The sequence below is a fragment of the Soehngenia sp. genome (assembly GCF_055108775.1).
Genome location: NZ_JBSQIL010000042.1, coordinates 1 through 16,064, shown reverse-complemented (window position 1 = coordinate 16,064; position 16,064 = coordinate 1). Strand labels below are relative to the sequence as shown.

General features: G+C 30.2%; 14 protein-coding genes. 12 read left to right on the top strand and 2 right to left on the bottom strand.

Translation table 11 applies throughout. The features are described 5' to 3' along the window. Nucleotides 1–66 precede the first annotated feature (66 nt). Together ACTB1H_RS06445 and pseI are read left to right on the top strand one after the other, a co-directional pair. Complete coding sequence (locus tag ACTB1H_RS06445) at nt 67–1,545, top strand: GNAT family N-acetyltransferase (RefSeq protein WP_463262016.1); 1,479 nt, start codon at nt 67–69, stop codon at nt 1,543–1,545. After that, complete coding sequence (gene pseI, locus ACTB1H_RS06440; RefSeq protein WP_463262015.1) at nt 1,517–2,560, top strand: pseudaminic acid synthase; 1,044 nt, start codon at nt 1,517–1,519, stop codon at nt 2,558–2,560. The genes ACTB1H_RS06445 and pseI overlap by 29 nt, the downstream gene beginning before the upstream one ends. Nucleotides 2,561–2,815: 255 nt before the next feature. Here the strand turns inward: pseI and ACTB1H_RS06435 are convergent, their stop codons facing one another. After that, entirely contained in the window at nt 2,816–4,108 is a 1,293-nt protein-coding gene (locus ACTB1H_RS06435; RefSeq protein WP_463262014.1) for an IS30 family transposase, read from the bottom strand. Between the two features lie 332 nt (nt 4,109–4,440). On the opposite strand from ACTB1H_RS06435, the gene murJ reads away from it, so the two are divergent. The 7 genes from murJ to ACTB1H_RS06400 all read left to right on the top strand — a co-directional run bounded on the left by murJ (nt 4,441) and on the right by ACTB1H_RS06400 (nt 12,515). Continuing rightward, complete coding sequence (gene murJ / locus ACTB1H_RS06430; RefSeq protein WP_463262013.1) at nt 4,441–5,973, top strand: murein biosynthesis integral membrane protein MurJ; 1,533 nt, start codon at nt 4,441–4,443, stop codon at nt 5,971–5,973. After that, nucleotides 5,974–6,993: a UDP-glucose 4-epimerase GalE gene (gene galE, locus ACTB1H_RS06425; RefSeq protein ID WP_463262012.1), complete on the top strand. Its 1,020-nt coding sequence runs from the start codon at nt 5,974–5,976 to the stop codon at nt 6,991–6,993. Then, on the top strand, nt 6,977–7,639 hold the full coding sequence (locus ACTB1H_RS06420; protein WP_463262011.1) for an L-fuculose-phosphate aldolase: 663 nt from the start codon (nt 6,977–6,979) through the stop codon (nt 7,637–7,639). The genes galE and ACTB1H_RS06420 overlap by 17 nt, the downstream gene beginning before the upstream one ends. Nucleotides 7,640–7,790: 151 nt before the next feature. Continuing rightward, nucleotides 7,791–9,869: a BglG family transcription antiterminator gene (locus ACTB1H_RS06415; RefSeq protein ID WP_463262010.1), complete on the top strand. Its 2,079-nt coding sequence runs from the start codon at nt 7,791–7,793 to the stop codon at nt 9,867–9,869. Between the two features lie 18 nt (nt 9,870–9,887). Next, nucleotides 9,888–10,178, top strand: a complete 291-nt coding sequence (locus tag ACTB1H_RS06410) for a PTS sugar transporter subunit IIB (RefSeq protein WP_463262009.1) — start codon at nt 9,888–9,890, stop codon at nt 10,176–10,178. A 22-nt stretch (nt 10,179–10,200) separates the two neighbouring features. Further along, nucleotides 10,201–11,574 (top strand): PTS ascorbate transporter subunit IIC, encoded by a 1,374-nt coding sequence (locus ACTB1H_RS06405; RefSeq protein WP_463262008.1) that lies wholly within the window; start codon nt 10,201–10,203, stop codon nt 11,572–11,574. Nucleotides 11,575–11,600: 26 nt separating this feature from the next. Further along, a complete protein-coding gene (locus ACTB1H_RS06400) occupies nt 11,601–12,515 on the top strand; it encodes a carbohydrate kinase family protein (protein ID WP_463262007.1) in 915 nt (304 codons plus the stop codon). A gap of 48 nt (nt 12,516–12,563) precedes the next feature. On the opposite strand, the gene ACTB1H_RS06395 is transcribed toward ACTB1H_RS06400, so the two are convergent. Further along, nucleotides 12,564–13,805 carry an MFS transporter gene (locus ACTB1H_RS06395; protein WP_463262006.1) on the bottom strand — a complete coding sequence of 414 codons (1,242 nt, stop codon included), beginning with the start codon at nt 13,803–13,805 and terminating at the stop codon, nt 12,564–12,566. Between the two features lie 151 nt (nt 13,806–13,956). Between ACTB1H_RS06395 and ACTB1H_RS06390 the strand changes: the two genes are divergently transcribed. From ACTB1H_RS06390 to ACTB1H_RS06380, 3 genes are read left to right on the top strand one after another with little or no spacing between them, the layout of a single operon-like run. Then, nucleotides 13,957–14,820 (top strand): ComEC/Rec2 family competence protein, encoded by an 864-nt coding sequence (locus ACTB1H_RS06390; protein WP_463262005.1) that lies wholly within the window; start codon nt 13,957–13,959, stop codon nt 14,818–14,820. Nucleotides 14,821–14,823: 3 nt separating this feature from the next. After that, nucleotides 14,824–15,045, top strand: coding sequence for a DUF3006 domain-containing protein (locus ACTB1H_RS06385; RefSeq protein WP_463262004.1), 222 nt, complete (start codon nt 14,824–14,826; stop codon nt 15,043–15,045). Nucleotides 15,046–15,057: 12 nt separating this feature from the next. Continuing rightward, nucleotides 15,058–16,044 (top strand): D-cysteine desulfhydrase family protein, encoded by a 987-nt coding sequence (locus ACTB1H_RS06380; RefSeq protein ID WP_463262003.1) that lies wholly within the window; start codon nt 15,058–15,060, stop codon nt 16,042–16,044. The last annotated feature ends 20 nt before the right edge of the window (nt 16,045–16,064 follow it).

Genomic DNA, 16,064 nt, shown 5'->3' with positions numbered 1-16,064 from the left:
CCAGAACTTTATGAAATAAATGCTCACATTGAGCAGAAGAAAATAAAGTAAGTAGGATTGATAATAATGAAAGTTAAAATTTTAACTGAAGCTGGAAAAAGCATAGGGTATGGACATTTATCAAGATGCATTGCTATATATGATGAAATATATAGTAGAAATATTGAGGCTGAATTGATAATTTATGGTGATGTTGATAATAAGGTTTTATTAAACGGTAAAGCTTATAGAATTGAAGATTGGCTAAACGTTGAGTATTTAGAAAAAACTTTATCTAATGAGGATTATGTCATTGTAGATTCATATTTGGCCGATTATAAATGCTATGAAAAAATAGCTTTACAATCTAAAAGGGCTTTATATATTGATGATAATGGTAGAATTAATTACCCTAAAGGTATAATTGTCAATCCTTCCTTAAATTGTAGACATATTGACTATTCTTATATGCCTGAAGAAAGGGTTCTGAAAGGTTCGAAATATGTAATTTTAAGATCAGCTTTTTGCGTTGATGAAGAGAAGAAATTAAATAAAAGCGTAAGTAGAGGATTAATTATTATGGGGGGAACAGATATAAGAAATCTAATACCCTTATTGATTAAATATATTTGTGAAAAGAACCCAGATATTTTTTTTGATATTATTGTGGATTCGTTTCAATATGCAAAATTAATTTCAACAAATAAACTTAATAACGTATTATACCATAAAGATTTATCTGAAACAGATATGTATAAGATCATGTATAGTGCAGATATAGCTATTTCTGCTGCAGGACAAACAATATATGAACTTATTTCGACAAAAACACCTTTTATTGCAATTCAAGTTGCAGAGAATCAAAAAAATAACATTGAATCACTTAAGGAGTATTTGAATTCTGAAATAAGTTTGACCTATAATGAAGATAATTTTATATTGAAACTACAGCAAAATTTTTTTGATTTAAAACAATATGAAAACAGAAAGAAAATATCAGAAGAAATGGAATATATTATAGATAAAAAAGGTAGAAAAAGAATTATAGACGCTCTATTAGGGGATATAATAGATACTGAAGGAATATGTCTAAGAAAAGTTGAAAAAAAAGATATCATAGATGTATTTGAGCTTTCAAATGACGATTTTGTGAGAAAACATTCAATAAACACGAATAAAATTTCGTGGCAAGATCATGTTCAATGGTTTTACAATGTATTAGAAGATGAACATACTGTTTTTTACGTCGTAGTGGATAGTAGAGATTCATTATTAGGGCAAATTAGGTTTAAGCTTAATGGGGATAGTGCAATAGTTAGTATAAGCTTATCAGACAAACTAAGAGGTAGAGGGTTTTCCAAATTTCTCCTAAAGCAAAGTATTGATAAGTTATTTTCAGAAAATAGTAAAGTCGATAATATAATTGCTTTTGTTTTAGAAAAAAATATTGCTTCAATAAGGCTATTCACAAGTTTTTACTTTAAAGAGATTGATAAGAATGGGAGTGTTGTTAAACTCATTCTAAGGAGGCAGGATTATGAAAATCGATTACTTTCATATCAGTGAAAAGGTTTTTATCATAGCAGAATTATCTGCTAACCATGGCAATGACATTAACATTGCTAAAAAAACCATAAAAGCTGCTAAAGAAGCTGGAGCAGATGCAATCAAAGTGCAGACATATACCCCTGATACATTGACAATTGACTGCGACAATGAATATTTTAAATTAAATAATGGAACTATTTGGGATGGCAGAACTTTATATGATTTATATGATGAGGCATATTTGCCATGGGAATGGCATATAGAATTAAAAAAATATGCTAATGATTTGGGTTTGGTTTTCTTTTCAACACCATTTGACAAATCAGCTGTTGATTTTTTAGAGAGTATAGATGTTCCTGCTTATAAAATTGCATCATATGAAATACTTGATATACCATTGATTGAATACGTTGCTTCAAAAGGAAAACCTATGATTATGTCCACTGGGATTGCTTCCTTAAGTGATATTGAAGAAGCAGTGGATGCGTGCAAACGTATGGGGAACAATCAGATAATTTTATTGAAGTGTACATCTGCATATCCTGCAAAGATAGAAGATGCAAATCTTAATACAATACCCAACATGAAAGAAACCTTTGGGGTTGAGGTAGGATTATCAGATCACACTCTTGGAATAACTGTTCCAATTATGTCGATTGCTTTAGGTGCAAGAGTGATAGAGAAACATTTTATACTTGATAAATCAATTGGAGGACCTGATTCGAGTTTTTCACTAGAACCTCATGAATTCAAACAAATGGTGGATTCTATAAGAGATGCTGAAAAGGCTCTAGGTAAAGTTGACTATAGTATGAACGAAAAGAAAAAGAATAATAGAATATTAGGCAGATCATTATTTGTTGTAAAAGATATAAAAGCTGGTGAAAAATTTACTGAAGATAATGTAAAATCAATAAGGCCAGGCTATGGACTGCCACCCAAATATATTAATGATGTAATTGGGAATTTGAGCACTTCTGATTTAAGAAAAGGAACTCCACTAAAATGGGAATATGTAAAGTTTGTGAAGTGAAGTTTTTGGTCAATTGTAAAACTAAATTAGACTTTGTAAACTTAAATTAGACCCACCCAATAAATTAGTAAAATAAACAATTTAAAATAGTTTATTTTTTTAAAAACTAGCTTTAATAGCAAATTTTTATGCTATAATTATGGTATAAAAATTAATTTTGGACATAGTTTTTAGAGGTCTACTAAAATCCAAATTTTTTGTAAGACTAAATTAGACCCCTAGAATTAATATGAAATGTCCGGATAACAAATTATATTATTTTATTAGACTTGGTTTTAAAATAATATCATTAGGATTTATTTTCTCGATGCCTAATGCGTTAATTAATTTAAAACCGTATCTGGAGCTGAATGCATCAAATGGAGATTGGTCATTCAGCTTCTTTCTTGTATAAGAATTTACATGAGACATAACCAAACGGATATCTGCCTGTGTTAGATGATCCATGCTACTTCCTTTTGGTAGTATTCTGCGAATTAATTGATGATTATTTTCAACTTCTGGCTTCAAGTATGCAGAATAAGGATAGCAATAAAATACATTTGTCAGCTTCTCATCACTTTGTATTTTTTCAATTTTACCTGGATCTGAAAATTCACTTCCATTATCAGTCAATATTACAGGAAATAATGCCTTATAATCCTCAGCACCAACCGCTTCGTAAATACATTTAAACCACTCTGTAACACTTCTAGCATCATTTGAATCTCTTAAGAACATAAGCATAAATGAAGTATCAATAAAGTGTATTGTAAGTAAAACCTTACCGCCTTTTCTACCCTCTACAGTATCCATTTCAACAATAGAAATATCTTTGTTATCATTTAGAAAATCTAGGTAATCATCGTACCTTCTACCTTTTAAACAAGACTTATCAACTTTGTATCCCATTTGTTTTTTCTTTCTAGGATGATATCTAACTTTTCTAGGCAAATCGATATTATTAACAGACAAGATACCATTATCAATATATTTATACAATGTTTTTTCACTAATCATAATAATATCTTTGTTATTTGCATAAATATGATGTATTGATTGTCCTTGACTAACTAATGGAGTAATAATATCATCAATCACTTTAATCTCCTCATGAGAATATTCAATACCAGATCTAGAATCAACCAATATTTTCTCATAATCTTTTTGAGCTACTTTAGCTGAATAAAGCTTCTTGGTAAGAGTGCATTTATTCCTATCATTGCAGCCATTGCAAACATAGGGAGAGATAGTTAGTTTATTACATAGGTCTTCTTTAAAATATTGACAGTTACTATTGCAATTTTCACAAAACCTGCAGTAGCTAACATGTTTATTGCATTTACTATTCTTGCAAATATTCCTAATATCACAATCGAATCTATGAATACATGCATTATAGCAACGGCCATAGCAACCATTTTTATTGAAGGTGGATCTAAGAGAAATCTCCCTAGAAATGGTGGATTTATGTCTATTTAGTTCTCTTGAAATTACTGATAATGAAGATCCTGATTTTAGTAGTTCTTGAATAGTCAATCTATCATCATAAGTTAAATGTTTAACCATAATAGTTCCTCCTTGGAGCTATTATCCGGACATAACATAATGATACTATAAATCAAGCCGATATTGACATGGGAACCTGAAAATGATGTGAAGAAAATTCCCCGAAGGCTACCAGAACAAAATTAGTTTATTAAAAATTTGTAAGATTAAATTAGACCCATCAGTTTGTAAGACTAAATTAGACTGCAAAGCAAAAAAAGGTCTAATTTAGTTTTACAATTGAATAAGTGAAGTTTTTAATCACATTCTAAAAAATCATTCTCCCCATTGAATCATCCTTGTGATATAATCTACTAAGTAACTTAGTAGATTATTTTAGATTGGGGAGCATTATGAAAAAAACAGCAATTATCATAATGATTATAACTATATTTTCAAAAGTATTTGGTTTTTTTAGGGAATTAGTTCTATCATACTTTTATGGAGCATCTGCGACATCTGATGCATACCTTATTTCTCTTACTATACCTGCGGTGATATTTTCTTTTATTGGGGCGGGGCTTTCTACTGGTTTTATTCCTATGTTTAGTCAGATTAGAGAAAAGCATGGGGAGAGCGATGCAAATAAATTTACAAGTAATTTAGTTAATATATTGATTTTGGTATCGACAATACTGGTAGTTATTGGGCTTATTTTTACAGAACCTATAGTAAAATTGTTTGCTTCAGGATTCAAAGGAGAAACTTTAGCTATGGCAATCAGATTTACTAAGTTAAGCCTAGTGGGTATTTATTTTACAGGTACTACATATATCTATAGTGCATATTTGCAATTAAATAATAGATTCCTCACTCCTGCTCTCATTGGAATACCATATAATATAATAATTATGATAGCCATAGCTATCAGTGCAAACAATGATCCATTGTTTTTAATACTAGGTAGTGTAATAGCTACTTCATCACAATTATTTATTTTGTTACCATCTATCAAAAAGACTGGCTATAGACATAACTTTACTATTAATTTTAAAGATGAACATTTGAAAAATTTAATGATTATTGCATTGCCCGTGATTATAGGGGTATCTGTTAATCAAATAAATACTTTAGTAGATAGGACAATTGCATCAGGGCTTGTAGTTGGAGGGATATCTGCATTAAATTATGCTAATAGATTAAATGGCTTTGTTCAAGGTCTTATTGTAGCTCCTGTTGCTACTGTGCTTTATCCAAGCATATCTAAAATGGCTGCTAATGATAATATTAAAGGCTTAAAAAGTGCTATTAATGAATCTATGAATTCAATTAGCATTCTGATTATGCCAATAACAGTTGGTGCAATGATATTTGCAGAGCCAATAATTAAGCTCTTGTTTGGAAGAGGAGCTTTCGATTCAAATGCAATTATTTTGACAACAAGTGCTTTATTATTCTACTCAATAGGTATGATTGGATTTGGTCTTAGAGATATACTTTCAAGAGCCTTTTATTCTCAGCAAGATACAAAAACACCAATGATAAATAGTTCTATAGCAGTTGTTATGAATATAGTGTTAAATATTGTGCTATCTAGGTATCTAGGAATAGGAGGATTAGCTTTGGCTACCAGTATTTCAGCTTTATTTTCTACAGGGCTTTTACTTTTAAATTTAAGAAGAAAGATTGGGCCACTTGGTTTAAAGAAAACAGTTATTACTTTTTCTAAGGTAATCGTTGCATCTTTAATAATGGGGATTATTGCATGGCTTGTTTATAGAGTCTTTATAGTTAGGGTAGTTGAAGAGGTTGCACTCATTATTGCAATTGTAATTGGGGCTTTAGCATATTTCGGGATAATTTTCAATCTAAAGATTGATGAAGTCGATAGCATGACTAATTTAATAAAAACAAGACTAAAGAAAATGATAAATAGGAGGGATTAAATGGCATTACTTGTTACAGGTGGTTTAGGGTATATCGGAAGTCACACATGTGTAGAATTATTAAATGCTGGATATGATGTGGTTATCATTGACAATCTATCCAATAGCAAAATGGAAGTCTTAAAGAGAATCGAAGAATTAACTATGAAAAAACCTAAATTCCATAGGGAAGATCTACTTTACAAAGATGCTTTAGATAGAGTTTTTAGTGAGAACAAAATAGATGCAGTAATTCATTTTGCGGGACTTAAGGCTGTAGGAGAATCGGTTGAAAAACCTCTTATGTACTACCAAAACAATGTTACTGGCACAATCAATCTCCTTCAATTGATGAAAGGACACAATGTAAAAAAAATAGTATTTAGTTCTTCTGCAACTGTTTATGGTGATATAAATAAAGCTCCATTTACTGAAGACATGCCGCTTAAAGCTACGAATCCTTATGGGTGGAGCAAATTCATGATAGAGCAGATTCTAAGGGATCTATATACTTCAGATAATTCATATAGTATATCGATTTTGAGGTATTTCAATCCAATTGGGGCACATAAAAGTGGTAGAATTGGTGAAGATCCAAATGGCATACCAAATAACCTCATGCCTTATATTACTCAAGTTGCTTTAGGGAGAAGAGAAAAGCTAAATGTGTTTGGAAATGACTACAACACCCATGATGGAACTGGAGTAAGAGACTATATTCATGTAGTTGATTTAGCAGTAGGACATTTAAAAGCACTGGAGAAAATCAATAAGGATAATGGAATTTTTACATACAATTTAGGCACTGGAATAGGTTATAGTGTACTAGATGTGGTTAAGGCATTTGAAAAAGCCAATGGAGTAAAGATACCATATGAAATAGTAGATAGAAGACCTGGGGATATAGATATATGTTATGCAGATCCTACTAAGGCAAAAGAAGAACTTAAGTTTGAAACTCAATATAATTTAGAGGACATGTGTAGAGACTCATATAACTGGCAGATAAACAATCCCAATGGCTATGAAAGTGTTAGGTGATAAAATGCTATTGTTAGATGAAAGAGCTTTGTTAGTTGAATACGGAAAGAAACTTATTGAGAAGAACTTGACTAAGGGGACGAGTGGGAATCTTAGTATTTTCGATAGAGAAAAAAAGTTGTTTGCAATAACTCCAAGTGGAATTGATTATTTTAAAACTCAAATAGAAGACATAGTTATAATGGATTTAAATGGGAATGTAGTAGAAGGTGCTAAAAAACCTTCAAGTGAGTATAATCTACATAGGATTTTTTATGAAAATAGAAATGATATAGATTCAATAGTACATGCTCATACAGTTTATTCTACTGTACTATCTTGTTTGAGAGTAGATTTACCCGCAGTTCACTATATGATAGTGTCCGCAGGTAAAGATATAAGATGTGCAGAATATGCAACTTTTGGTACGGAAGAATTAGCTAAAAATGCATATAATGCAATGATAGATAGAAAGGCAGTTCTATTAGCAAACCATGGAGTGCTCACAGGAGGAAGTAGTATCTCTGAAGCATTTAGTATTCTAGAAGATATAGAATATGTATCAGAACTATACATAAAGTCTAAAAATACTGGTGAACCTATAATAATTGATGATAGAGAGATGGATAAAATTATTGAAAAATTTAAGACATATGGGCAAAAATAAAAGAGATGAAAATTCATCTCTTTTATTTTATAGTATTATAGTTTATGTTTGATATTAAAAATTACCACATTTGAGTTGAACTATTATGCACTTAGAAAAATTAATATTACATGATAAAATTAATATAAAGAGAATGGATGTGGTTGATGTTATGCTTTATAAAAGAGCGACTGAATTATTGTTATTATTAATTAAGAATAATGGTTATACTAGCGTTAAAGAACTGAGTACTTATTTTAATATAAGTGAAAAGACAATTAGAAATGATTTGGATAATATTGATGATTATTTATTAAAGAATGGTTTACAAAAATTGACGAGAAAACCGAATCTTGGTATAAAATTTTCAGGTACTGATTATGAAATTGATATGTTGATTAGCAATATTTCAAGTAAAGATATAGATAATTATATTTACACTTCTGAAGAAAGACAGACTATTATACTGCTTAGTATCGCGACACATGATAGTAGCAAATTAAAGATAAAAGACTTTGAAGATATCCTAAAAGTTAGCAGAAGTACAATAAATAGCGATATGAAACAATTAAAAAATAAATTGGCTGATAACAATATAAAATTAGAATATTCTACTACCTCAGGATATAGTATTCTAGGAGAAGAAAGTAATATAAGAAATTGCATATCAGATATTATTATTGAATCAATTAAGAACGAATACAGGGATGTAGGGAATAATTTAGAGTATAAGAAGCTGAGCGATTTTATTAATATAGATGATATTAAAACTATTGAAAACGTTTTTTATGATATGGAAGAATTATTTAATGTAGATTACTCAGATATAGCTTTTAGTAGTCAAATAATCAGGATATATGTAAGCTTACGAAGAATAGTAAAAAATCATGTTTTAGATTTTGAAGATTTTAAAGACAGTATAAAACTAACTCAAGAATATGTCATGTCTAATTACCTTGCTGAAAGATTAGAAGAAAAATACAATATTACAATAAATGAGAATGAAAGAATATATTTTACTATTTGTTTGTTAGGAAGTAATTTAGTTCAAAGAAAAGAGAAAGATTATTCAGATTTAATAATGATTCAACTTATAACTAGGAAGCTTATAGAAAATGTAAGTTTGAAAGTCTCCATTGATTTAAATGATGATTTACTTCTTTTTAAATATTTATTAGAACACCTAAAGCCCATGATTTATCGAGTAAAATATAATATAGAACTTAAAAATCCAATTTTAGATGAAATAATTAATGATTATAAGGATTTATTCATATCAGTTAAAGACAGTTTAATGGAGATTCAAGATTTTGAAAACATGACCGTGAGTGATGATGAAATTAGTTATTTGACAATTCATTTTGGGGCAGCAATAGAAAGGAAGAAATTGAAAAACAAATCAAAACCTAAGGTTCTTATCGTATGTAATACTGGATATGGGACTTCTCAATGGTTAGCAATGCAAATTGAATCGATGTTTAATGTAGATATAGTAGCAGCTACAAATTCAAGGAGAATTGATAGAATTTTGAGTAATAATCATGTAGATGTTATTATATCAACAGTAAATATAAAACCAGTAAAAAATATTAAAACAATTTATGTTAGGCCAATTTTAACTGAAAGAAATATAAAAGAATTAAATTATGAATTTTCTCATTTAAGGAACAATATGGTGGAGGTAGATAAAATACTAGAAATTGTATCAAAATATTGCATAATAAATGATAAAAATGGATTGACTAGAGATTTAGAAAATATTTTTGTTAAACAATTTGACTTTACGGAAGGAGTGGAACAGAAAATGTTGAAAGATGTTTTAAAAGAAGAAACACTAGAATTGAATGTAGAAACAAAAGATTGGGTAGATGCTGTAAAATTTGGGGGAAATTTGTTATATAAGGACAATTGCGTAACAGAAGAATACATTCAAGCAATGATTGATAATGTAAAAGAGATAGGGCCTTATATAGTTGTTACAAAAGGAGTTGCAATGCCACATGCTCAGCCAGATAAAGGAGCATTAAAAGTAGGGGTCAGCTTGATTACATTAAAAAAACCAGTAAACTTTGGGAATAAAGAAAATGATCCAGTAAATATTGTAATATGTTTTTCTGCAACTGATTCAAAAACTCATTTAAAAGCTTTATCACAGCTAGCTAAATTATTGGACAATGATGAAGCATTACAAAAAATTTCATCTTCAACTAGTAAAGCAGAAGCATTAGAAATTATTAAAGAATATTCATAGTTGAAAGGAGGTGTGAGTATGTTAAAAATATTTACGGTATGTGGGAATGGAATTGGCAGCAGTCTAATGCTTAAAATGAAAATCGATGAAATATGTCAAGAAAATGGTATAGATGCAGATGTAGAATCTACTGATTTGAATTCTGCACAAGGTAAAAATTGTGATTTAATCGTTACAGTTAAGGAATTAGCTAATCAGTTTGAAGGTAAGGATGTTGCTGTTGTAAGAAGCTATGTAAATAAGAAGAAAATCGAAGAAGATATTTTAGAAATACTTCAAAAGAAAAACAACGAAAAAAACAAGAGTTAATATAATTTAAGGAGGCGTGAATATGGAATTATTAAGAGTCATTTCTCAAGATATTCTAACACAACCTGCATTATTATTAGGATTAATATCATTAATAGGTTTAATCGCATTAAAAAGGCCTTTTAACAAGATAATGACTGGGACATTAAAACCTATTTTAGGATATTTAATGTTAGGGGCAGGTGCTGATTTCCTCGTTTCGAATCTTGATCCTTTGGGGAAAATGATTGAACATGGATTTAATATCACTGGGGTTGTTCCTAATAATGAAGCTATAGTTGCTATTGCGCAAGACATATTAGGTAGAGAGACCATGTTTATTCTTATAATAGGGCTAGTTTTTAACTTAATTATTGCGAGATTTACAAAATATAAATATATATTTTTAACTGGACATCATTCATTTTTTATGGCATGCTTATTATCTGCTGTTCTAAGCACTGCTGGACTCGAGGGAGCTGAGTTAAGCATAATAGGGGGAATGCTATTAGGAGCTTGGAGTGCTATTTCACCAGCCATTGGACAAAGATATACATTAAAGGTAACAGATGGCGATGATATAGCTATGGGACATTTTGGTAGTTTAGGATATTATTTATCAGCTTGGGTTGCGAAATTTGTAGGTAATCCAAAAGAAAGCACAGAGGATATTAATGTTCCAGAGAAATATGGATTTTTAAGAGATACCACAATTTCTACAGCTATAACGATGTTAGTGTTCTATTTAATAGCAGCAATAGCTGCAGGGCCTCAATTTGTTGAAGAAATTTCTGGGGGAACTAATTTCATAGTTTTTGCTATGATGACAGCTTTTAAATTTGCAGTAGGAGTAACAATAGTTTACAATGGAGTTCGAATGATATTAGGAGATTTAATACCTGCTTTTGAAGGAATATCAAAGAAAATAATACCTAATGCTGTACCAGCAGTTGACTGCGCAGTTTTCTTCACATATGCACCTACAGCAGTGATAATAGGATTTTTATTTAGTTTTATTGGCGGAATAATTGGCATGCTTATACTTGGGGCGGTCGGAAGTGTATTAATTATACCAGGACTCGTACCTCATTTCTTCACAGGAGCAACAGCAGGTATTTATGGGAATGCAACCGGCGGCAGAAGAGGAGCCATGTTAGGGTCTTTCGTTAATGGATTAGCTATAAGCTTTTTACCTGCTTTATTGTTACCTGTATTAGGTAATTTAGGATTCCAAAACACAACATTTGGGGACTTCGATTTTGGAGTCATAGGCATTTTAATAGGGAGAACTGCAAGTTCAGTTGGTAAATACGGTATATATGGAATACTTCTTGTTGCTATATTGGCATTAATTATACCTAACTTCATAAAAACTAAATCAGTAGCATTAAATAATATCTATGAAGAGGAAAAATAATATAAATTAGATAGGAGCTGGAATACTTGGAAATATTGTGTATTGGACATGCAGCCTATGATTTAACCTTTCCAGTTGATGAGTTTCCTATTGAAAATTCTAAATATGAAATTTTTAATAGCATTGAGGGCCTTGGAGGACCTGCTGCTAATGCCTCTTATCTTCTTGCAAAATGGGGGGTAAAGGTAGGGTTTTGTGGTGTTATAGGCAATGATTTATTTGGAAGAAAACTGATAGAAGAATTAACCGATGTTGGTGTGGACTTAAGTTTGACTAAAACATTAGATTCTTATAAAACTCCAATATCAATAATACTAGTCAACACGGAAAATGGATCAAGAACAATTATTAATAGAAAAGATAAGGGAAAATATTATTTAGAAACATTTGATTTATCATGCGAGTTTAAACCAAAGATAATTTTATTTGATGGGCATGAACCAATATTAACTCAAAAATTCATAAAAAAATACAAAGAAGCAAAGTTAGTTTTTGATGCGGGTAGCTATAGAGAAAATATAGATGAACTCATTTATGCATCAGATTATTTAATTGCATCTGAAAGATTCATAAATCAATTTATAGCTAAAATGAACATTTCACCTGGATCATTAGATTCTTTTGAAGCTGCTATATGGGAGTTAAAAAGTATGACTAAGGGAAGAGTTATAGTTACTTTAGGTGAAAAAGGGTTAATGTATGAAGACAGAGGAGCAATAAAGAAAATAGAGGCAATTAAAGCAAATGTTGTTGATACTACAGGAGCTGGAGATGCATTTCATGGAGCTTTTGTGTATGGGCTATTGACAGAAAGAAAACTTGAAACTTGTATTAACTTATCACAAGCTGCGGCATCACTTTCTGTAGAGAAATATGGGAGCAGCAAATCAATACCTAATCTAGAAGATGTTCTAAATAAATTAAGAGAAATAGATATATAGATATAATATGGGCAAAAATAAAAGAGATGAAAATTCATCTCTTTTATTTTAGTTCTTTTCTCTTACTATTCCCCTAGATATAAACATTATGCTAGCTATAAATCTCAATATAGCTATCACTATAAGAGCTATTGCAATATTTGTCATATCTTTTATAGCTACTCCCATAATCGGAGCAACTGCTGATACTATTGCGGTGATTGTGTTATATACTGCGATGTAAATTGTCCTATTAATAGAAGGTGTTACTTCTAATAGCATATTAAATAATATAAGATTTGTACCAGCTACAGATATCCCTATTACTATGTTAAATAAAACTAACATAAATATGTTTGTTGAAATAACATAGAAAATTGGTGTAATTGCCATTCCTATTAATGCTATGCCTAGTGCAAAGTTATTGCCCTTTTTATCTGCATATCTTGCCCATCTTGTAAATGAGAGTATTGATGAAAGGCTTCCAGCTATTGATATAGCACTTAACCAAAATTCATTTGCCCCTAAGACTTTAATTGTATAAATATTAAACAGTGGTTGTGCTCCCATCCATCCTATGTAAAAGAAAGCTGATATAAGAGTGAACACTATGAAATTTCTTTCTTTAGGTAAATTTTTTATTGTGATTTTCAGTGAATCTAAATATCTTGTTGTCTTTTTCTTGCTTCTCATCCCTCTAAACTTTAAGAAACTGATAATTTCACCCAATGAGAGTAAAAAAGCAGATACAAAAAATATTTGGTATAGCCTGATAGAATCCTGATTTGTTTTTGGAATATGAGTTAGTAATTGACCTGATATAAAGGTTACTGCTAATGCAAATATTGTGGAGTACTTATTTCTTAGGCCCATAGCATTTCCACGATCTTCTATTTTAAATATATCACCTATGCTCGATTGATATCCCATGGTTGCGATTGCTCCAGGGAGATTCATAAGACCTATGAGGATTACAAAAACACTTGCTTGATTGATTCCCTTTAAAAAGGGTAAAAGTGCTAAAAAGAGATAAAACAATTTATGTATAAACATAGTCACAGCAGTGGTTTTCTTTTTATCACTTAAGCTCTCGATTAAAATAGCTCCTGGGATGTATGCAAAGATGCTTATAAAAAATGGAAAACTTGTAAGATAGGCGATTTGGTAATCTGTTGCGCCTAGCCTTTCAGCAAATTTAGCTAAATATGGGTTTACTAAGTTAAACGTTATAGCTGCAAATACTCCATTTATAATATTTACTCTTATATTATATGAAACTAATTTTTCTTTAAGTGAAACGCTTTCACTCATCTTGTTTCCTCCATTGGATAAGTTTAGAGACACAAATTATTATACATTATATTTATTCTTTTTACTATATATTATATAAATAATACCAAAAGTGTTAAAACAGGTTAAATTATGGTAAAATAGAGATTAGTACATAATGATGAGGTGGATTGTGAAAAAAGTTTTATCTTATATCATAATTTTTAGCTTTATAATCATTGCTTTTTTAGCAATTCAAGAAAGTAATGACAAATTTTCTTTAGATTTCTTAAACGATTCAGATGATTTAAAGATTCATTTTATCGATATTGGGCAAGGGGATAGTTCTCTTATTATTACTCCAAATAAAAAAACAATTTTAATAGACACTGGGACAAAAAGCAGTTCAAATATTTTAATCGAATATCTAAATAGACAAGGGGTAGATACTATAGATGTTTTGGTATCAACTCATCCTCATTCTGATCATATAGGTGGGGCTGTCGATATAATGGATAATTTTAAAGTTAATCAGGTTTTGGATAGTGGATTTGTTCATACAAGCAAAACCTATGAAAATTACCTAGAAAAAATTGATGAAAAAGATATCCCATTTAGCGTAGTAAAATCAGGTGATACATTTAATTTAGATGGATTAAATGTAAAGATATTAAATCCTCTTGAACCAAAAGAAGATGCCAACAATAGTTCAATTGTGATGCGAGTAGAATATGGCGATTTTTCTTGCCTATTTACTGGAGATATTGAGGAAAAATCTGAAATAGAGATCATAAATAATAATCATTTCATACAATCAGTTGTTTTGAAAGTAGCTCATCATGGGAGCGATACATCTAGCAGTCAAATATTTTTAGAAAAAGTTATGCCAGATGTTTCTATTATAGAAGTAGGAAAGGATAACCCGTATGGGCATCCAAGCAAAAGAGTCTTAGATAGATTAAATATCATAAAAACGGAAGTGTTTAGAACTGATTTAGATGGTACAATTATTATCAAATCTGATGGAGTTAATTATTCTGTGAGTACTTCAAAGTAGGTGATGGATGTGATAAGTATTGGAATTGTAGATAGGATTGAGGGAGAGCTTGTAGTTGTAGAAATCTTTGAAAAAATTTATGCATTTCCTAAAGAAATGTTTCCAGAAGATGTTTCTGAAGGTGATGTTATTAGTTTCAATGTGGAAATAAAGAAAAATGATACTGAAGATAGAAGAAAAATGATGGAAGAGAAATTAAAAAAACTTATTGATAAAAATAGTTAATGGGGGATTATCATGCTTTATGGTATTGAAAAACTAGAATTAGCAAATTTGCCAACTCCCATAGAAAGATTGGTAAAGGTTTCTAGATATTTAAATAAAAACATATATATTAAAAGAGATGATTATACTGGATTTGAGTTTTCAGGCAATAAGATAAGAAAACTAGAATTTAGTTTAAAAGAGGCACTTGAAAAAGGTGCTAATCACTTAATAACTTGTGGAGCCTTACAATCTAACCATGCCAGAGCGACAGCTTGTGTTGCTGCTAAACTAGGGCTTAGCTGTACTCTCATACTAAAGGGTAATGAAAGTGATGAAATTGATGGCAATTATTTATTAGATAAGTTATTTGGTGCTGAAATCATATTTATATCAGCTGATGAATATGCTTTTAGGCGAAATGAGATAATGAAGAATATTAAAGAAAATCTAGAAAAACTTGGAATAAAACCATATATAATACCTGAAGGGGCATCTAACGGGATTGGAACTTTAGGCTATGTAAACTGTTTTGAAGAGATTTTAATACAAGAGAAAAAATTAAATATAGAATTTGATTCGATTGTAGTGCCTGTCGGCTCAGGAGGAACTTATTCAGGATTATATATAGGCAATCAATTACATAGAGCTAACAAAAAAATCATTGGATTTAATGTTTCAAGTACTGCAGAACATTTTGTTTGTCGAGTTTCTGAACTAATAGATGAAACAGTTGATATATTACCTGAGAAGATAAATATTTGCAAAAAAGATATAAATATTATAGACGGATATGTTGGAAGAGGATATTCAATAAGCAGGGTAGAGGAATTAGAGTTTATTAAAAAAATTGCTCAAAGTGAAGGGTTTTTATTAGATCCAGTCTATTCAGGAAAGGCTTTCTATGGACTATTTAATGAAAACCTAAAAGGAAGATTTAAAGGTAATAACAATATTTTATTTATTCATACTGGTGGCCAATTTGGATTATTTCCCAAAAAAGATGTATTTGAGCTTTAAATTTAAAGCTCAAATACATC